General features: G+C 40.7%; 21 protein-coding genes. 6 read left to right on the forward strand and 15 right to left on the reverse strand.

Features of this window, described 5'->3' with window-relative positions:
- Positions 1-210: 210 nt before the first annotated feature.
- Positions 211-372, reverse strand: coding sequence for a hypothetical protein (locus tag MKX82_RS18365; protein WP_233315841.1), 162 nt, complete (start codon positions 370-372; stop codon positions 211-213).
- A gap of 337 nt (positions 373-709) precedes the next feature.
- Between MKX82_RS18365 and MKX82_RS18370 the strand changes: the two genes are divergently transcribed.
- Complete coding sequence (locus MKX82_RS18370; RefSeq protein WP_341079018.1) at positions 710-1,603, forward strand: helix-turn-helix domain-containing protein; 894 nt, start codon at positions 710-712, stop codon at positions 1,601-1,603.
- A 94-nt stretch (positions 1,604-1,697) separates the two neighbouring features.
- On the opposite strand, the gene MKX82_RS18375 is transcribed toward MKX82_RS18370, so the two are convergent.
- Entirely contained in the window at positions 1,698-2,276 is a 579-nt protein-coding gene (locus MKX82_RS18375) for a TetR/AcrR family transcriptional regulator (RefSeq protein ID WP_233315843.1), read from the reverse strand.
- Between the two features lie 214 nt (positions 2,277-2,490).
- On the opposite strand from MKX82_RS18375, the gene MKX82_RS18380 reads away from it, so the two are divergent.
- Positions 2,491-3,117 carry an FMN-dependent NADH-azoreductase gene (locus tag MKX82_RS18380; RefSeq protein WP_233315844.1) on the forward strand — a complete coding sequence of 209 codons (627 nt, stop codon included), beginning with the start codon at positions 2,491-2,493 and terminating at the stop codon, positions 3,115-3,117.
- A gap of 39 nt (positions 3,118-3,156) precedes the next feature.
- Here MKX82_RS18380 and MKX82_RS18385 read toward each other — a convergent pair whose 3' ends face one another.
- From MKX82_RS18385 to MKX82_RS18405, 5 genes are all read right to left on the reverse strand, one after another.
- Complete coding sequence (locus MKX82_RS18385) at positions 3,157-4,416, reverse strand: hypothetical protein (protein WP_341079020.1); 1,260 nt, start codon at positions 4,414-4,416, stop codon at positions 3,157-3,159.
- 81 nt (positions 4,417-4,497) lie between these two features.
- Positions 4,498-5,871 carry an allantoinase gene (locus tag MKX82_RS18390; RefSeq protein WP_285109767.1) on the reverse strand — a complete coding sequence of 458 codons (1,374 nt, stop codon included), beginning with the start codon at positions 5,869-5,871 and terminating at the stop codon, positions 4,498-4,500.
- Positions 5,872-5,900: 29 nt separating this feature from the next.
- A complete protein-coding gene (locus MKX82_RS18395; protein ID WP_233315846.1) occupies positions 5,901-7,298 on the reverse strand; it encodes an NCS1 family transporter in 1,398 nt (465 codons plus the stop codon).
- Between the two features lie 682 nt (positions 7,299-7,980).
- The gene (locus MKX82_RS18400; RefSeq protein ID WP_233315847.1) at positions 7,981-8,523 is read right to left on the reverse strand and encodes a YdhK family protein; all 543 of its coding nucleotides are present in this window, start codon (positions 8,521-8,523) and stop codon (positions 7,981-7,983) included.
- A 72-nt stretch (positions 8,524-8,595) separates the two neighbouring features.
- Positions 8,596-9,198 carry a LysE/ArgO family amino acid transporter gene (locus MKX82_RS18405; protein WP_237942027.1) on the reverse strand — a complete coding sequence of 201 codons (603 nt, stop codon included), beginning with the start codon at positions 9,196-9,198 and terminating at the stop codon, positions 8,596-8,598.
- A 123-nt stretch (positions 9,199-9,321) separates the two neighbouring features.
- On the opposite strand from MKX82_RS18405, the gene MKX82_RS18410 reads away from it, so the two are divergent.
- Positions 9,322-10,752: an aminotransferase-like domain-containing protein gene (locus MKX82_RS18410; RefSeq protein WP_237942028.1), complete on the forward strand. Its 1,431-nt coding sequence runs from the start codon at positions 9,322-9,324 to the stop codon at positions 10,750-10,752.
- Between the two features lie 11 nt (positions 10,753-10,763).
- Here MKX82_RS18410 and MKX82_RS18415 read toward each other — a convergent pair whose 3' ends face one another.
- From MKX82_RS18415 to MKX82_RS18435, 5 genes are all read right to left on the reverse strand, one after another.
- Entirely contained in the window at positions 10,764-11,105 is a 342-nt protein-coding gene (locus MKX82_RS18415) for a PTS lactose/cellobiose transporter subunit IIA (RefSeq protein ID WP_237942029.1), read from the reverse strand.
- Positions 11,106-11,147: 42 nt separating this feature from the next.
- A complete protein-coding gene (locus MKX82_RS18420) occupies positions 11,148-12,467 on the reverse strand; it encodes a PTS sugar transporter subunit IIC (protein ID WP_237942030.1) in 1,320 nt (439 codons plus the stop codon).
- 36 nt (positions 12,468-12,503) lie between these two features.
- Complete coding sequence (locus tag MKX82_RS18425; RefSeq protein WP_285109765.1) at positions 12,504-12,818, reverse strand: PTS sugar transporter subunit IIB; 315 nt, start codon at positions 12,816-12,818, stop codon at positions 12,504-12,506.
- A 136-nt stretch (positions 12,819-12,954) separates the two neighbouring features.
- Entirely contained in the window at positions 12,955-14,913 is a 1,959-nt protein-coding gene (locus MKX82_RS18430) for a BglG family transcription antiterminator (protein WP_341079031.1), read from the reverse strand.
- A gap of 71 nt (positions 14,914-14,984) precedes the next feature.
- A complete protein-coding gene (locus MKX82_RS18435) occupies positions 14,985-17,015 on the reverse strand; it encodes a Na+/H+ antiporter (RefSeq protein ID WP_233315853.1) in 2,031 nt (676 codons plus the stop codon).
- Positions 17,016-17,196: 181 nt separating this feature from the next.
- Between MKX82_RS18435 and MKX82_RS18440 the strand changes: the two genes are divergently transcribed.
- From MKX82_RS18440 to MKX82_RS18450, 3 genes are all read left to right on the forward strand, one after another.
- Positions 17,197-17,466 carry a DUF3949 domain-containing protein gene (locus MKX82_RS18440; protein WP_233315854.1) on the forward strand — a complete coding sequence of 90 codons (270 nt, stop codon included), beginning with the start codon at positions 17,197-17,199 and terminating at the stop codon, positions 17,464-17,466.
- Positions 17,467-17,532: 66 nt separating this feature from the next.
- On the forward strand, positions 17,533-17,766 hold the full coding sequence (locus tag MKX82_RS18445) for a hypothetical protein (RefSeq protein ID WP_237942032.1): 234 nt from the start codon (positions 17,533-17,535) through the stop codon (positions 17,764-17,766).
- Between the two features lie 82 nt (positions 17,767-17,848).
- Positions 17,849-18,010 carry a hypothetical protein gene (locus MKX82_RS18450; protein ID WP_233315856.1) on the forward strand — a complete coding sequence of 54 codons (162 nt, stop codon included), beginning with the start codon at positions 17,849-17,851 and terminating at the stop codon, positions 18,008-18,010.
- Positions 18,011-18,046: 36 nt separating this feature from the next.
- On the opposite strand, the gene MKX82_RS18455 is transcribed toward MKX82_RS18450, so the two are convergent.
- The 3 genes from MKX82_RS18455 to rpiB form a co-directional block, all read right to left on the reverse strand.
- A complete protein-coding gene (locus MKX82_RS18455; RefSeq protein WP_233315857.1) occupies positions 18,047-18,313 on the reverse strand; it encodes a hypothetical protein in 267 nt (88 codons plus the stop codon).
- A gap of 106 nt (positions 18,314-18,419) precedes the next feature.
- Positions 18,420-19,346, reverse strand: coding sequence for an ATP-dependent 6-phosphofructokinase (locus MKX82_RS18460; RefSeq protein ID WP_233315858.1), 927 nt, complete (start codon positions 19,344-19,346; stop codon positions 18,420-18,422).
- Between the two features lie 21 nt (positions 19,347-19,367).
- Complete coding sequence (rpiB, locus tag MKX82_RS18465) at positions 19,368-19,817, reverse strand: ribose 5-phosphate isomerase B (RefSeq protein ID WP_233315859.1); 450 nt, start codon at positions 19,815-19,817, stop codon at positions 19,368-19,370.
- Positions 19,818-19,827 lie beyond the last annotated feature (10 nt).

A 19,827-nucleotide genomic window follows, 5' to 3' on the forward strand; every position in this document is an offset into this window, starting at 1 on the left:
TTTTCATAATATGCAAGTTTATTACGGTGCATCATAAAAATCCAATTAATCACGGCTGTATAGTCCCCTTTATACGCATAAGGTTCAATTGCCAGTAATTCTTTTACGAAACTAAACAATCCATAATTGAAATATTAATAACATCATTGTTTAGCGAATGATACCAAAACTGCATAAAAAAAGAGCCGCAAATTAGCAGCTCACTATCTATTATTCTGTTCCACCAACCAGCTCAATTTCTGACCGTCTGACAAGCTCTACCGTATAGCTGTTTTGCTGAAGATCCTTTATTTCCAGGAAACCAGAGTTATAGATATGTATAATTCGGTATTTTCTCCCTTTATATTTGACCTTTTTTCCCAATGACAGCATATGGTTGAACCTCCTATTTAGAATGAGATTAGCGACTCATGGTGAATATCTGCAAAACTTATCAATGCTCAAATGGCAGTCCGGCTGCCTTAACGACTGAAGTGTCTAAGGATTGAGTTATGTTTCCAAATGGTGAGATCAATAGACCAAACAACAAAATGGCTGCAAATAGTTTTTTCATAAGATCACCCTCATCTTTCGCTTTTTTTCCAGTATACTTTGGCTGAAGAATCGGTGCGTTTATGATGAGAGCTTGTCTCAACGGATATGCTATAATGAGAGGCAGAAAAGCTGGATTTCCCTCAAAAAATATAAAAATTTTTATAAAATGGTGAGAATGATGGTAGAGTTGAACGCTAAAGCACTTGGGGAAGAGGTTAAGCGGCTGCGGAAACTGAATAAGCTTTCACAAACACAGCTTGCAGACGGAATCTGTACACAGGCGACAATCAGCGGCATTGAAGCTGGCAGGGGCTATCCAAGTGTGGATATTCTGTATATTATCTCTATTCGCTTGAAGGTAACGCTAGAATATTTATATAAAATTCTCTTAAATGATGCCGAGGATTATATTAAAGAAACAGAAGAGCTTCTGGAAGATTTAATGAAACAAAAAAATTATAAAGAAGCCTATGAAATTTGTCAAAGTGAACGAAAGCAAGGAAACAGAAATCTCGGCTATAAATTCGAACAGCTGATAGCGTGGGTGCATATTGTGTCTGGTTATTATCTGCAAAAATACGATTATCGAATCGCTATCAAGGAACTGGAGAATCTTCTCGATGATGATCATCCCCTTTTCGGGCAAGACTTCATTGATTTCCGTATTCAAAACAGCATCGCTATCATCTATGCAGAAAACAGCCTGTTTCAGAAAAGCCTGCGGCAATATAAAAAAATCCTTTCTTATCAAGAATTTTTGAAACAGCAGCATAAATTCCAAATTAAGCTTCATTATAATATTTCGAAGTTATTCTTTCTGCAAAAAGAATTTATACGGTCCTTAGAGCATGCCGACAGCGGCATCACTCTTACTAAACAAAAGGAAGATATCTCAATGGCTGGCCAGCTGTATTTCCAGCGGGGAGAATGCTTAGAAGAATTGGATGAGGACTTGGATGCTGTCAAAGAGGCATACAGAAAGTCGCTTTTTATTTTTGAACTGCTTGGAAATGAACAGTATGCAGCTATGGTGAAGGAACAAAAACAGGATATCTTCTCTTCTATGTAAAGATGTACTTAGAAAAAACTAAATTCCTAATTTAAGATAGAAGAAAAAACACCGCCAATATCATCCGAATTGACGGTGTTTTTTCTGTTTTAACTTATCCCTTAAAATAATGCTCTAAACCGCTTGTCCACATCGGTACAACCTGCTCAATAAGCTCTTCTACAGATCTTTTTCTGCCTTCTTTATTCCAAGTGTAACTCGCTCCGTAAATGCCCCAGCTTAATGAGGTGGCTATTGCGATATGCTCGTCCTTCGGATTTGTCTCATGCTCCAGAAGATGAAGGATGACATCGTAAACTGCCTCAATCATCTTATTCTGAAAGTGGTCGCCGAGAGATTCATAGTTTTTGGCACATTGGCCGCTTAATTCTTGATGGTATTGGCACATCACGTAAAATAGGCTGCTCAGTGAATTTTCGTTGAAGACGGCATGACAAGAAAGACGCTGATGCAGTGTTTCTCTGAAACCATCAAGTAATGTCAGATCCAACAGCTCATATTTATCGAGGAAATGTGCATAAAAGGTTGCTCTGTTGATGGTTGCTTTTTCCGTGATATCCTTGACGGTTATGTCTTTGAAATCCTTCTCCTGGATTAAAACAGTAAAGGCATCCAAAATAAGCTGTCTCGTTCTAAGTACTCTTGGGTCGCTTTTTGTTGTGGTCGTTTCCATTTTCCCCACCTCCATATGTAAAAAAATGTTCTATATATTGAACTAAACGACATTTTTCGACTTATGTTGTTTAGGCTACATATTAAAAATAATGACGATTGCTACTAGTATAATTATATTCTATCATAAAGTAAGCAACACATGTTGTTTAAACGATAAGCGTTTAACTATAACTGCTAGAAATATATAAAATTTAAAATAGAGGTGTTTAAGAATGGCAAACGTATTATTTATAAAAGCAAACTCACGTCCAGCTGATCAAGCAGTGAGCGTTCAGTTATATGATGCTTTCTTGCAAAGCTACAAAGAAACTCATCCAGAAGACACAATCACTGAATTGGATCTTTTCCAAGAAAACCTTCCTTACTTGGACAACGACAAAATCAACGGTATGTTCAAGCTTGCTAGAGGAATGGAATTAACAGAAGGCGAAAAAGCTGCATCTGACCTAGTAACTAAATACTTGGATCAATTCCTTGCTGCTGATAAAGTAGTATTCGGTTTCCCATTGTGGAACTTCACTGTGCCTGCAGTATTGCACACATACCTTGACTACTTGAGCCAAGCAGGCAAAACTTTCCGTTACACTGCTGAAGGTCCAGAAGGCCTTGTTGGCGATAAGAAAGTTATGCTATTGAACGCTGCTGGCGGCGTTTACTCTGAAGGACCTGCTGCTTCTGTTGAATTAGCAGTTCGTTATGTAAAAACAATCCTTGCATTCTGGGGCGTACAAAATCCTGAAACAATTATCATTGAAGGACACAACCAAAACCCAGATCAAGCTGCAGAAATCATTGCTGCTGGTGTTTCTAAAGCTGCAACTGCTGCTGCAAAATTCTAATTATAAAGGGCTGCTATCTAGCAGCCCTTTTTTATATTCTCACAGGTCATTTAAGAGTCCGACTTTGCCTGTTTCTCCGTCTACATAATGGTGGCAGTCAAGGAATCCGCATAAGACGTATTCTTCTTTTTCTTTGTCGTAAACATAGCATGGCTTCAAAATGAGGTAATCCTTTATTGCTTCATATGCTTCCTCTTGGGAAATTTTGATTTCCCTCGGCTTTTTATACTCTGAAAATCTTTCAAACATAGGTTCATTATCCATATAATTAAATGCTTTGAAGCTGCTGCCATCCAGCATGATTAGTAGTTTTCTCTTAAAGATATTTTTAGATATGTCTGTTTGGACAAGCTTCACGTCAATAAAGTCATAATGACGGTGAATATTAGTCATTCTCCAATTTCCTGAATCATGTGGATACACCTGTTGCAAGAAACTTCGCACCTCTTTTACGCACATTTGAATGTCTCCATCCGTTAGTGGGAAGGTTTCCGGATGCGGTTCACATGCTAAAGCCTGTTCTAGTGTTATTTCCCTCGTAAATTCAACTGGCTTCCGTGTGAAAGGTTTATGTATAGGCTCATCCCATTCCATTACATAATCGATATCCTTTGAATTCAGGGTTAGCCCCATAGGGAATGTTCCGCTAAGGTCATTGCGGATATAAATCTCTTCTAATCCATAGAGAGAAATAATTTGCTTTTGCTCATCTAAAGGAAAATCCCATTGTTGAAATTGTTGTTTCGCAATATGCTCTGCTTTGTGAAGGTCAAGTGTGTATATCTCTTCTTTTACAGGGAGTTTGTTTATAAAATCCCCATACATACTGAAAAACACAAGGCTGCCATCTTCATCAAACTCGATATCTATCCACTCTATTGGTGAAATTTGCACACCATTGATGATTCTTTTAAAAGAAAGCCTATCCTCCTCTTCCTTCCAAAATACAAAATCCTTCTCATAAGTCAAACCTGTTTCCGCCTCTAGCCAATCGATAATCCCCGCTTTATCTTTTACATGTAGAATAGGCTTGTTCAAAAAAGATTTACCGCCGACAAAGATTATACTGTTAAACTTCCTTGAATCCATGTAAATACTGACAGAAGCTGTCCCTTCTGGAACCTCGTCCTCCTCATCATATGCTTTAATATGCTCAGGCAGCCATTCCATTTCCAATGAGTACACTGTTTTGTTCTGATTTGTTACTTTTCTATCAAGGTCACAGGAGTAAAGATAATAGTTTCCTAAACTAAGCTTCTCTTTCGTATAATCTACCAATGCTTGTATTCTGGCATCCACTCTGTTTTCCTCCTCGTACATAATCTCTTAAGGTAAATTATACCATTAACTAACATAGAAAAAACCCTAAACACTTTTGGTTTAGGATTTGATTTCTATTTGTTGTACTGGTTTAATCCATTCTCCTTCAGGGCCAGCTGCCTGAATCCTTCCATCATGAAATAGAAGTTTGCCTCGATTAATCGTGCTGTTTATTCTGCAAGGAAAAGTATGGCCTATATATAAGCTGATTTTATTTTTCGCAAAGAAGTTATCTTCACTCACAGTAAATGGTTCATCTGTAGACACAAGGATAAAGTCAGCGTCATAGCCTTCAGCAATTTTACCTTTTGCTTTCAGTCCAAATCGTTCGGCTGGATTTAAGGCTGTGATATTGGCGATTTGTTCAAACGGAATCTCGTATTTTAACGCTAATTCCATCATCGACAAGAAGGAAAACTGGCCGCCGCTAATGCCGCCCCATGCTTGAAAAATATTATATACAGCCGAGTCCTTCAAATCACTTGTACATGGGGAGTGATCGGAGGAAATCATATCAAATTTCTGGTCGATCAGGAGTTTGATGAGCTTTTCCTGTTCGTCTTGTTTGCGCAAAGGCGGAGCACATTTAGCAACAGGACCGTACTCACGCAGTGCTTCATGGTTAAACAGCAAATAATGCGGGCATGTTTCGACGGTAACATCCATGCCTTTTTTCTTTGCCTCTTCAATCTTTGTGATTGCCTCATGTGAGCTGATATGAACAAAATGCAAGGGACAGCCAGTTACTTCTGCATAATACAAAGCACGCTGTACTGCTTCTGCTTCGGCAGCAACCGGACGTGTTTCTAAGTAATCATCTGCTGTTACATGTCCTGCCTCTATCTTACGGGCAGCAAGCCAGTCTGTAATCGGACCGCTTTCAGAGTGAAGCGCAAGCACCTTCCCTAAGCCGGCGATAATCTTCATTCCATTCAGCAAGGTGATATCATCGACATTTTCGAATTCCTTATTGCCTGTTGTAGACAGGAATGCCTTAAAGCCAATCACGCCCTCTTCTGCAAGCTCTGCTAAATCCTCTTCATTGCCAGGAACAAGTCCGCCCCATAAGGCGAAATCTGTGTAAGATTCTGCCTTTCCTCTGTCACTTTTCAAGTAAAGAGCTTCTTTGTTTACAGTAGAAGGAATGCCGTTTAGTGGCATATCAAAGAAGGTTGTCACACCGCCAGCTGCCATCATTTGTGAGCCTGTGCAAAAGCCTTCCCAATAATCACGGCCAGGATCACTGAAATGAACATGCACATCAATCATGCCTGGAAAAACATACTGTCCAGCTGCATCAATAACAGAGTCTGCTCCTGCTAACTCAGCACCAATCGCCACAATCCTGCCGTCTTTAACTCCGATATTTGTTGTCTGTACTTTATCAGGAAAAACAACCTTTCCGTTCTTAATCAGCATATCAAACATTACTATCTCTCCTTTTTTCTCATATGTTTATACCATTACCGCTCGAATATTGTTCCTTTCTTGAAGACCGAATCTTTAAAGGTATATTTCATCAACAGGAAGTACGACAATCCGCCAACAATAACTCCAACAATCCAGCCGAGATCTACTTCAATAAATGCAGCACCTGCACCGAGCAGCATCGCAATAATTGCACAAGGATTGAAGCCTGCAAACGGGCCGGTTTCGTCATATAAATCAGCAACATTCACCGTTTGTCTTCGCAATAGATAATATTCTACGAGCAAGATGGCAACAATTGGACCTAAAAAGGCGGAGTAGATTAACACAAATGTGTTCAAGCCGGCTGCTGAATCATCTTGGACAAGCACCCATGGGAATGAACCAAATGCAAGCAGGCCAGTAATGATGACAGCAACTTTGTATTTCGCTTTTGTCAGCATGGTAATCACATATGTTGGCGGAATGATGTTCGCTACCATATTTACAGCAATAGCACCAATCACAATAAATGCCGAAACAGCTGCCGTTATATAAGGATTATCAACCACTACTGCAAATGCTTTGACCGGATTTGAGATACCTGTTGCTGATGCAAGCATCGCACCGATTGTAAGAACAAAACCATAAGCAATGAAGATTGGTGAGAAGTATAAGAAGCCGCGCTTTGTGCTGCTGACACCTGATTTCAACTCACGAGAGTAATCTGCTGCACTTAGGAAAATGGCTGCATAGTTGCCGAGGAACACCATGATGAATGCAAAGAATGGCAGCCCCCATGTCCCTTCAGAATGAACCCATCTTTCTGCAATAATTTCGCGGTGTGATGCCATAAGAAGATAAAACACATAAACAAGTCCCAGCATGATAACAACAGATGCTAAAATCTCGACCCATTTAATTGCGTGGAATCCATATAAAGAAAGAACAATTTGCACTAGCTGTATCACTACAAAGCAGATAACCGTATTATCAAAAGCACCGCCTGTCACTATTTTCGCAATCTCATTCAAAGCTGTACCGCCAAGCCAGCTTTGGAAGCCAAACCAGATGATGGCAGGAACTCCACGCAATAAAGCTGTAATGGCAGAACCCTTGATCCCAAAAGACATCCGCAGCTGCATAACATAAGGAACTCCCGTTTTATAACCGAGCCGGTCATTCAATGTAAAAAATATAGATATAATTCCAATCGCAATAATCGCAGCTACGAATGTTTGCATAAGATTCAGCGTTGCTGCTCCAGCGACAATCAAGCTTGCACCTAAGGTCATATTCCCTAAATTAACGCCATCACCAATCCACATGAACATGTACGAAAGCTTACCGACACTTCTTTCTTCAACCGATTTCGGTCTTAATGATTCATCTACATCTCCCCCATTTGGAAGTGTTGCTTCTGCAATTGGTTGACTTGCCAAGTTTGTAGACATGTTCCATCATCTCCTTTTAAATAAGTGATCCAACAACTTGAATATTATGATTATTATGAAAATTTAAGTTATAAAGAGCCCTTTTACAGTCTGACAAATGCTCCTTTCCATCCGTTATAAAAAGTGACAATAGTTGTTAATAAACCTCACATACTTTAATATGTGTTAATAATATAAGAGTTGTTTTTGAAAAGCATTGGAGAAAATGTAAAATTTACACAAGATTTCTAGACTGTTTGCACATTTTTGGAGGAAGATCGGCTTTTGAAGTAAGCATTTAGTTAACAACACAAAAAATGGAGTTACCCTATTCTGAATACACCTCTACTTCTTTCAGTTATTAGTGATATTATGGCAGAACCAAATGTAAGCTTTTTTACATATAAGAAGAGGTAAAAATCATGAAAAAATTCACGCGAACTAAGTTTAAGCATAAATGCACTACTATAAATCTTACTTATAATAGCTATGCTAAATACGATAACCCCTTATTGCCGCAGTATTTCAATATTTCTTTTATTATAAAAATGATTGGTGAGAAGGATGTTATCTTAGTTATGTTCGTTTAATAGACTAATAAATGGATAAGCTTAACAACAGCTGAGCTTATTTGTTAGCTGACCTATATTTTTACAGTTAAGAAAAAAAGAAGCCTGTCCTTATAACAAGCTTCCTTCCCTCACTATCTAGCCTCGAGTTCATCCTCTGTCAGCCACTTATGATTCGTCACTTTTTCTCCACCGTTTGCTGGTGTATAGTCGACCATGTAAACAGTAGTTTCTACCGCTGCATCGATCACTGCTTCTGCGCCTTTCATACCTTCCATATGGTCCGCTTCTAGGGTTACTTCTGTTCCTGGGGCAAGCTTTTCGTTGCCGGCGTCTTTTATTTCCTCCTGCACGACCCATTTGTGGTTATGCACCATTTCGCCTCCGCCAACAGGAGTATAGGATACTTCATATGCAATCGTATCATAGGAGCTTAGCACCGTTCCTTCAGCATCTTTCATGCCCTTCATATGATCAGCGAGGATGGTCACTTGGCTGCCGTCAATGAATTTTGGTTCAGCGGCAAGCTCTAATCCTTCTGGCAGTTCAGCAGTGCCTGTATGTGTATGTTCTTCATCTGTATGATTATGGTCTGTTTCATTATCGTTATTTGCAGTACAACTGCCCATAATGATGGCAACTGCTAGTATTGGCAATCCTAGCATTCTCCACTTCATCTGTAAAATTCCTCCTTTATGTATTATTCCTATTGTTATCACTAAAGGAGGGGTTTTAAACATGAAGGGTTGTTATAGAAGCTGTTTGACCATCACAATTGCCATTGCCCACATAACGAGAGCGGAAGCTTTGTTGAGCAGAACAAGCAGCTTTCCTGACTTATCTGCTTTGCCTAGCATTCTTCCGGCAATTGCCAAGCAGAAAAACCAAACCCAAGATACGGCGATGCAGGCTAGAGTAAACAGCTGCTTTTCTGTGCCGCTGTAGATAAGCGAGCTTGTGCCGATTACTCCGACTGTATCCATAATTGCATGTGGATTCAACAGCGAAACGGACATGGCAAAGCCGACTTGCTTACCAGGTGTAAGTGTGTGGCCGCCGTCTGTCTTCGGCTTGCTTTTCCATATTGCATAGCCCATATAGATAAGGAAGCATGCCCCTGCTATAAAGAGGAGGTTTTTCAGCCAAATGAATTGAAATAAAAACAACGATACTCCTAATACTGCAAGCAAAATCAACAAGGTGTCACAAATGCTTGCTGTCAAAATGGCAGGCAAACTGCTGCGGAACTTCCTGTGGCCTGCTCCTTGGTTAAAAATAAATATATTTTGCACACCTAAAGGCAGGATGAGCCCTAGTGCTAATAACATTCCATGAATAGCTGCTTCTAGCATGATATTCCCTCCAAATCGTTAATATCCATCAGTTTACGGCAACACTTCGTCCTTGTCTCCAACCAATTGGTTGGTAATCTCCCCAACCATTTTATATAATGAGACAAAAACAGGAGAACAAGTATGGATAATCACTGGAAGCCAAGCAAGCAGGGTGCTCTTCCTCTCTATCAGCAAATTTACGAATTTATTCAAAAACAGATTATTTCAGGGAACTGGCCTGTTGGCTACAAGCTGCCTCCCCAACGAGAGTTAGCTGACAATTTCCAGGTCAACAGAAGCACGGTTGTGTATGCGTTAGAGGAGCTGAAGGCAGATGGCTGGATTGAATCACAAGTCGGACGAGGCACAGTCGTTTGTCAAAATACATGGAGTTCGCTTACAGCAGGATCACGTGCCGACTGGAAAACTTATGTTCAATCAGGAACTCATCTGCCTAATATTCAAATGATTCAAGAGATAAACAAAGCAGAATTCTCCCCTAATATCATTAGACTTGGAACAGGTGAGCTGTCTCCAAGCCTTCTGCCGACTGCGATGATTCAGCAGGCCTTCGCAGAAACAGCTGCTTTGTCATTAAGCTATCCAGAAGGAAAAGGCAGCTTTCTCTTAAGAAAGGCTGTAAGTGACTATTTGCAAAAAAAGGGGATTGGCACGACACCAAATTCCATAATGATTGTTTCTGGAGCCATTCAGGCATTGCAGCTGATTTCAGTCGGCCTGCTCGACCAAAATTCTGCCATTTTGACAGAATCACCGTCTTATTTAAATTCCATTATGGTGTTTCCATCTGCAGGAATACGGATGGTTCCACTTAACGGTGAGCTGTCCTTCTCGGCGATTAGCCGGGCAAAACGGCAGCATAATACGGCACTGCTGTATACGACGCCTACCTTTCATAACCCAACAGGTTACTGCATGGCAGAAACGAAACGGATGGAGCTGCTGGAGGCATGTGCTAAAGAACGAATGCCTATTTTGGAAGATGATGTTTACGGTGATTTATGGTTTGACTCACCACCGCCGCCTCCCTTAAAGGCACTTGATAAACATGGCAATGTTTTGTATGTAGGCAGCATGTCGAAGGTGTTAGGGCCAGGACTTCGCATCGGATTTATCGCAGCCCCAGAGCCTGTCATTGAAAGGCTCGCAGACATTAAGATGCAAACAGATTACGGCTCGAGTACACTCTCCCAGTTTGCTGTCGCAAAGCTTTTAACAAATGGCCAATATGACATGCATATAGAGAAAATGCGGCATGAACTGAAGGTTAGACGGGATTTTGTACAGAAGCTTCTGTCCACCTATTTCGCAGATCTTGCTGTTTGGGAAAAGCCGGCAGGCGGCTTTTATATATGGCTGTCACTAATAAAGGAAATCCCGCTGCAGCTGCTGTTTAAAAAAGCCCTTCAGCACGGTATTCTCATTAATCCAGGCACACTTTACGGCAACTTCAACAGCCATATCCGCCTGTCTTATTCGTACGCTTCCTTTGAGGAGCTCGAGGAGGGCCTGATTACGCTCGCGACAATAATTAGGAGTTTTCGCGCATAAAAAAGGCAGTGTCAGCTGTTGACACTGCCTTTTTCTATTACTTCTAATCGTTTATACATATCAATCATTTCTTTGACCAGCTCATAAGTTGTCTCAGCGCTCATAAGCTGGTCTTCTGCGTGCATGAAGAGGAGGGAAAACGGCAGGCTTTCGCCGTTTGCTTCCCTTTGAATCAATGCGCTATGTGTCTTGTGGCTGATGAGGAAAAAGTTTTGAGATTCTTTCAGTTTCTGTTCTGCCAGCTCATATTCTCCTTTTTTCGCTGCATAGAGAGCTTCCATGACGAGGCTTTTTGCCATTCCCACATTGCTGATAATTGTAAAGCCTGTCAGCTCCATTGCATCCTCTGCCATTTCTATATCACGTCCTTTTCCTGCCTTTTATTTGGCATTTCATTAGTTGAAGTTAACTCCGCCATCATTGGAGATTTCTGTTTTTTCTTGCTCCTTCTCATTCTGCAATGCTATTCTGTCGACAGATTTGAAGAATGGATAGTACAGAAGGATAGAAATACCGATTTGCACGACGTTAAGTAATGCGCCTTTCCAGCCGCTGACGAGAAAGCCGGCAATAATCGGCGGTGTCGTCCAAGGGATATTCGTGCCATTTGTCAGCGGCACGATTCCAGATGCCATTGCAAAGTATGCAACTGTTGCCAAAATCAGCGGATTTAAAATAAACGGAATCATCATAATTGGGTTTAAAACAATCGGAATCCCGAAAATAAGCGGTTCGTTAATACCGAAAATCCCAGGTCCAATCGCCAGCTTGCCTAATGTTTTATACTGCTTTGATTTAGCGAACAATAACAAAATAATAGCAAGTCCAAGTGTGCCTCCAAAGCCGCCGACCTTCATGAAGTTCGCGTAAAACTGGAAGTTGATAATATGCGGAATGGCTTCACCTGCACTGAACGCAGCTGCATTGTCTGCTGTTAAAGCAAGCCAGATTGGCTTCATAATACCGCTGACAACATTGGAACCGTGAATACCAAAGCTCCATAGAACTCCTTCAAAGACGGTAACAATTAAAGTCGCCGGCAATGTGTCTCCTAAATACAGGAGTGGAACTTGAAGATAATGATAAATGAAGGCTTGAACTGTCCCAAATGGTGTTAATGAAAAGATGATGCGGACAAGATTGAAGACGATAATAACAAACAATGCTGGAATAAGTGCTGAAAAGGATCTGGCCACATTTTCAGGAACAGAATCAGGCATCTTGATTTTCCAGCCTTTTTTATCGATATAACGGACGATTTCAACAGCTGCAATCGCAACAATCATCCCTAGGAATAAGCCGCTTGCGCCAAGATTAGTTACAGGGATACCTAATCCGCCGTCTTTCAGCTCTAACATCGGTGTTAGAATGAGGAATGCTACGACAACAATGCTGATACAGGCAATGCCATCGAGCTTATATGTGCGCGAAAGACTTCTTGCCATTGCAATGATGACATACACTGTCATCACATTCATTGTCACATCATAAGGAACAGTAAAGTAGGATGCCCAATCTTCCCCTAACAGGGAACTCATGAATTCGGCATAGCCCCCGATTGGAATATTGCCAAGCAGCAAAAAGATCGAACCGATAATCAATAGGGACATAACACCAAAAAATCCGTCTTTAATTGCCGTAATATACCTGTTTCCATCAAGCTTCATTGCAAGTGGACCCATCTTGCTTTCCAGGTTCTCAATAAATTTCTGCATGTTCTCCCCTCGTTTCTTCTAAGTTTTATGAAAATACTAGCTTCCTACAAGACTCAGTGCTTGCTGCAGTACTTTTTCTCCATCCATCATGCCATAATGCTGGATGTTGATTTCATCAAGCAGAATATTCTCTCCTTGCAACCTTGCTTCTATTTCTTCCCTTCTGAACTTCACTTGCGGGCCGAGCAGCAAGGCATCAACCTTTCTGGTCTCAAGGACATCATCTATCTCTGTTGCAGATACGGCAAAGATGGTGATATCCAAGCCTTTTGCGTGAGCTGCCCGGCGCATCTTCGTCACAAGCAAACTTGTGCTCATTCCCGCAGCACACACGAGCATGACTGTCTTCACTTTTTTTGTCCCCCTTATAAGGAATTTCTCTACTTCCTCATTGTATAATGAAAGCGCTTAATTTATCATATTTGCATTTTCCGCTTAGAAGCGGAAATCTCTACATGAAATAAAAAGAAGCTAATTGCACAAACAATTAGCTTCTTACTGTTTCTGTTTGAAATAACTCGATGACTTCCGTTTTGGACTTTGCCTTGATTACTTGCTGTATCACCTTTTTATCTTCAATGATGGAAATGAGCTGCTCATACATTTCCTCTAAATCTCCCTTTGCGTCCTTGCTTATATTTAACAAGCAGACAACCTGAACCATCTGATTTTCATTCCAGCTTATCGGCTTTGCTAATGTGCAAACAGTCCAGAATGTATCTTTTGTTTCCGGCATGGTCGGATGAGGGATTGCAACCAAATTGCCAAAGCTAGTGGAGGCAATTCCTTCCCGCTCGAGCACAAGCCTTCCATACTGTTTGGAAACAAGACCTTGTTCATAAAGGATATTGCTCAAAAATTCGATAACAGCTTCCTTCGTTTCCAGCTGTTTACCGATAAACACATGGTCTTCAGCAAGATAACTGTCTTTAGTAGCCTTCTCTGTTGAGGTAAGCCGCTTTTTTATTCCTTTTATATCGTCTGCTTCAAGAAAGTTGCTGACAACTTGCACAGGTGCTGCTAACCTTTCCGCTATCGGAATCGTGCTGATAACAAGGTCAATTGCAGAAAGATCATAGTCTGCCAGCTTATAGTAATTAATGCATTCCACAATTTCCAGCTCTCTGCTAAACTGCTCCTGCAGCCTGTAGGACAGCAGCTTTGCACTTCCCACACCTGAAGCACATACAAGAATAACACGCTTTTGCTTCCTGGCTTTTCTTTTCATACGCTCAAGTGCAACACCGATATGAAGGGCAATATAGCCGATTTCATCTTCTTCCACTTTAACGGACAGCCAGTCTTCCAAACATTTGCTGGCAATGATGGCTCCTTCAAAGGCACTTGGGTATTTCACTTTAATATCATTAACGAGCGGATTGCGAATATTCATTTCAAAGCGCAGCCGGTTAATGGCAGGCCTAATATGGAGCGCCAAAGCATGTAAAAACTCCCGGTCTGATGTGAAATCCCAATTGAGCTCCTCTTTCAGCCTTGTTACCATACAGCTGACAATTTCTCGTGTCTCATCAAATTCGCGATACTCTGTCAGCGCATTTTCATGCAGAAGCTTCGTGCCCATCAAGTGGATAATTATATATTCAAGCTCCGCACTAGGAAACGAGAAGCCTGCTAGCGCTTCTACCTCTCCAATAATTTCTAACGCTACTTTTTTCTCGAAGGGATGCGCCTCCCCGATTGTATGCTCCAGCTCTCCCATCGCAAAGCCTTGTTCCATCCGTTTGCAAGCAATCACAATATGATTTGTCAGATTACCTAAGGCAACATCAGAAATTTCAATTTTATGAACATTTACTTTATTAATAATGATTCTTTTTATTTGGTCAGCAAAGGCTTTCTCTGATAACCTGCTATTGTTTTTAGAAGAGTCTTCCATCAGCCTGTAGTTGGCGAAGCATAATCGCTTTCTGTATTCACTCCCAGCGACATTTACACCATAGTGAGGCTTAACTAGCAGTGACAGCTTATATTTACCAAGCATTTCCCGAACATGCCGAAGATCCTTTTGAATAGTTGATTTCGAAACATACATTTCTCTCTCAAACTGCTCCAGCTTTACATAACCCTCCTGCAGCAAAAGATGTTTCAAGAGAAAATGCACCCTTGTCTTTTGGTCAGAAAAATCATAGCCTCCTGAATCGGCTTCCGTCAGAATCGGATTGATTTCCTGCTGGAACACTTCATGGTCTAATATATGTAGACAGTAGCCTTTTCCCTTAATAGGGCTGATGCTCACTCCAAGTTGTTTGCAGTCACCCTGCATATTCTTCAATTCCTTGCGAATCGTTCTGTCGCTCACACTCAGCTCTTTCGCTATCCATTCAGCCGTAACCGGTTCCTTATGTCTGCTCAGCAGCAGCAAGATTCCCCTTTGTCTCCCAGACAGCATGCCAATCCTCCCTTCGCCTGCAGTATTTCCTCTCATTATAACAGAAACCGCTTTCTTGTTTCCGAAAAATAAACAGCAGCCTGTAAAAAATAGGCTGCCGTTAGTCTTTATTCTGCATGCTCATGTAAAGCGGCACTTTCGACGTAATTAATAAATCGTCTAAGCTCCTTTACCTGGTCCCTGTTAATCTCTCCACTTTCATACATACTTTGAATTTCTGCTCTTTCTACATCAAGCACCTTTATACGAAGCTCTTCCTTCTGCTCTTCCTGTATTTCGTCATAATTTCGCGATGATGTTCGCAGTCTTTCCATCATGAGCTTGTAATCAAGGATAACTGCATGAATCTGCTGTTTGAGCTCTTCCATTTCCTCTGCATAGTCCTTTAGGAAATCGATTGCTGCCTGCATGGCCTGCAGCTGAACATCCTTGCCTTTCTCCAGCTTGGCAATCGCCAATTCCTTATCTTTACGATAAAACTTTCTTACCTTTTTCCACTTTCTCAGCATTCTTCCGACAAGATAAAGGGTACCAGACTGCAAACTGCCAGCTAATGCCTCTTCCCTGTATTCAAGCGACCTCTCAAATGTACAGAAAAGCTCTTCATCGATTTTGTTCTTATCCATTAGTGACTGGATATATCTTCTTTCTGCTTTGACTGCCTTGATGCGGATTTCCGTTTTCACATCCAATTCCACATCTGTTGCCGAAATCTTCTTGCCTTGGTCTCTTGCCAGTTCACGAATTCGGCGCCGGTATTCTCCGATTAGCTCGTAAGCGGCTGTCTTATTTTCCTCATTGACTACAGACCTGATCTGGTCGACAGCTTTCTCTAGCAGTCTCTGCTTAAATGGAGACAAATCCTTTTCTCCTTCTGCATCCTCCATATCTTCTCCTTTACTTAAGACTGGAAGAAACACGGTTGCTACAATTAATGTAAACAGAATAACTCCTGCTGCTAAAAACAAGAGCAAGGACCTTGCTGGGAAAGGATCTCCGCTGTCTAAAAAGTAGGGAATCGATAATATCCCTGCCATTGTCACAGCACCGCGCACACCTGTTAAACAGACGAACAAGGCATTTTTTATATCTGGTTTTTTAGCACCCTTGTTCAAATAACGATATTCAAAATGAGCAAACACATATGCCCAAACAAAACGAATGCCTAATATAACAAGGCCGATGGCGAGACAATAGCCGATAACGAGCCAATTGCCGATACTTGGATCTGAAACGGTCTCTCTCATCGAGGATGGAATGTTCAAGCCTAACAGTAAGAACACAACTCCATTTAATGTAAACAGAATAAGCGACCAAATATTTTCTGTCAGCACCTGTTCTTCAGGGCTTGCAGATTCGCGCCTTTCCCTTACTAATGAATGAACAATCCCGCCAACAACGACAGCGATTACGCCAGATGCGTGAAGCAAATCCTCTGTCACGATGAAAATGATGAACGGAGTAATGATATGCAGCAAGGAATGAAAAGTAACATCATTAATTCCTTGTTTGCGTAAAATAAATCGCACCCATGTGATTAGCAACGCCAACGCCGCTCCAAGCAAAGCTCCTAATATAAATTTATATACAAAATCAAGAGTTGCCTCATGCAAGGAGAAATAACCTGTCACAACTGCCGCAACAGCATAGTTAAAGGCAACTAAGCCAGAGGCATCATTAATCAGCGATTCTCCTCTGACAAGATGAAGCACGCCAGCTGGAATGTGAATGCGTTTGGCAATTCCATTAACAGCGACAGGATCTGTCGGTGACAGGATGGCTGCAAGTGCAAATGCTGCAGCGAGAGGTATGACCGGTATCATCCAATGAATGAAATAACCGCCGCCGATTGCTGTCAGGATAACAAGGATAATCGCATTTCCGAAAATCGGCGCCCTCATATTCCACAGCTCCTCTCTAGGAAAATACCGTCCGTCATTATAAAGAAGCGGTGCTACAAACAGCAGCAGAAACCATTCTGTTTCTATTTCAAAGGAGATATCCTCAAAAAAGAAAGCTAACAGCATTCCAAACGCAATTTGAGTGAGCGCCGTTGGAATGGAAGGTATGTAGTGACTGATAATATTAGATATCAGCAAGGATAATAACAGTAAAATAATCGTAATCAGTAAATCCATGGTATTCTCCCTTGAAAAAATGAAATTTGGCATAGTTTTTGTCTTGTAAGGAACTTTTATGTTAGTACGTTAACGAATGTGAAATGAAAACCAGTATTCAAGAGGAAATAAATTACATTTAGTGTTATAATATTTACAAGTAACGGAAAATTCCCATTTTACTGTAAAGGAGGTAACTGAAATGTACTCCACTATTTTCTTCACCGTGATTGGTATTTATGTGCTGCTTTCCATTGTAATGCTGCCAGTTCAATACCGCTTTCTCGTAGCATTAAAGGAAGAAGAACGTAAGTACAAAGCAAAAGGCAAAACACAGGGAGAAATGTACGACGAGATGAATGCAGGTGAATTAGTGCTGCACAGCCATAATCAAGGAAATGCTCTATTCTTCCTTGCCAATATTATGGCATCCATCGTTTATAAAATAAAACATCCAAAGACAAGCATATAAGGAACCTTTAGCAGCCTCCACAAGGCTGCTTTGATTTTTTACCCTATTACACTAAATGGAGGCTCTATGAAAACAACGATCATCAGTGCTGCATGTATCCTGTCTTCTGTGCTATTATTTTCTACCCGTTATATGTTTATAGCCATCTTATGTACCACTCAAAACACTTCAGCAGCAAATTTTCACGATTTACTTGAAGAACATGGCGGACCCTTGCTTACTCTTAGTGTGATTGCCTTGCTTATCGGGCTCGGAATTTTACTGCCAAACCTATTTAAAAAGCGAGAAACCACCAATTAAGTAATATTTAGTATTCAACACACATATATGTATTTTTATGGTAAAATAAATATATGGATATATTTGTAAAAGGGAGCGTTAGATGAATACTAAGTGGTTAAATGTTATTTCTTTATTTTTATTTCTTGCCGCCATTACTTATAAAGTAATTGGCCATCATACAATGAATGCGGCAGGTGTAATCATTGTCTTATTGTTTATTGTCTTAAATATTGCGGCATTAATGAAGAAGGATGCTACATAGAAAAGGAAGGAAGACTGATTTGTATCTTCCTTCCTTTTATTTAAAGATAGCACCGACAGCTAACAGAACAAGAGCGACTAAATGAAGCCAAACTGTATATTTAATAATAATCAGCGCCCATAATTTCTTTCGCAGTCCAAACACAAGTACTAGCAGGAAAAATACAAAACTGAATAAGCTGCGAATGATATTTCCTTCTATTAGGAAAAAAAGAAGATTTACAAAAAAAGATATAACAAATAAGACTATATAAGTGTTAGAACCTTTCGCTTTTTTTCTGGATTCCTGTTCAAATTCGTACATTTATGTACCTCGTATATTTCGTTTTTCATTTTCTGTTAATGATAATATACAATGATAATAGCAAAAAAAGCTGCCATCAGCAGCTTTCTAAAAAATCTTTACAAATTTAATAAGGCAAAAACGGCTCTTTATTTGTACTAGAAAGCACCTTCCCTAATTCCAATTCAACTATAGCATTAGCGTGAACAGCAAGGCATATGCCGCTTTTGCCTGCAAGCAATGTTTCCACACTTTTTTCACCGAATTTAATGCCCATGATACGATCGGTAACAGAAGGTTTTCCGCCTCGTTGAATATGACCAAGCACTAGTGGATGGATTTTAAATTCGGAATGACTTTCGATTTCTGCTTTAAACTTTTCTGCACTAATCGCACCCTCCGCCAAAATATAAATTTGGCTTTTTCCAGCAGAACTTCTCATTCCTTCTAGCACTTTTTCTAAGTTCCAGTCTTCGCTTGTGCCGATGATGCCGTCAGCAGCTGTTGCCAGGCCGGCCCAGATGGCGATATCAGAGGCTTCACGGCCCATTACTTCTATACCAAAAATATGCTTATGGCTTGCTGCTGATGTTTTTATTTTATCAATGGCATCAACGGCATTTTCTACAGCAGTGTGAAAGCCAAGTGTGATATCCGTAAGGGCAATATCATTATCTATCGTGCCAGGTATGGCAGCAACAGGGAAGCCCAATTGGGACAAGGCTTTAGCGCCTTGATAACTGCCGTCTCCGCCAATTACAACAAGCCCGTCTATTTCATGCTTCCTTAAGATATCTACTGCTTTTGTTTGGATGTCTTTGTCTGCAAACTCGGGAAAGCGTTGCGTACCGAGAATGGTTCCGCCAATATCAATGACTTTAAACAGCTCTGATTCAGTTAACAGCATAAACTCTTCCTTTATGATGCCAATATAGCCATTTACACAGCCAAAAACTTGTATTTCATGGCGTGCTGCTTCCTTTACGACTCCAAACAGGGCAGCATTCATGCCTGGTGAATCACCGCCGCTCGTAATGACTGCGAGCTTCTTCATAGTAACTTCCTCCAATACTTCTTAGCATAGGAATTCTTCTTCGATATCAGCAATCATGCCAATTCTTCTTGCATGTCTGCCTCCCTCGAATTCTGCATCTAACCAAGCCTTTACAATTTCTTTTGCTAAAACACTGCCGACTATTCTTCCGCCAAACGCTAAAATATTCGTATTATTATGCTGTTTTGATAGCCTTGCTGTTGCCGGTTCACTGCAGACTACTGCTCGGATGCCTTTGACCTTATTGGCAGCAATCGATATGCCCACACCCGTTCCACAAATTAAAATACCTGCATCTACTTTATTTGCCACAACATCCTCTGCAACCATTTTGCCATATTGAGGGTAGTCTGTGCTTTCTCCTGACTTAGGTGAATACTCTATTACATCATGCCCTAATTCTTGTAAATATTCCGCGATAACAGGTCTTAAATCATCGCCGCCATGGTCACATCCAATTGCTATTTTCATCATAAAACCT

The sequence above is a fragment of the Niallia sp. FSL R7-0271 genome, assembly GCF_038005785.1.
In the GTDB taxonomy this organism is placed as follows: domain Bacteria; phylum Bacillota; class Bacilli; order Bacillales; family Cytobacillaceae; genus Niallia.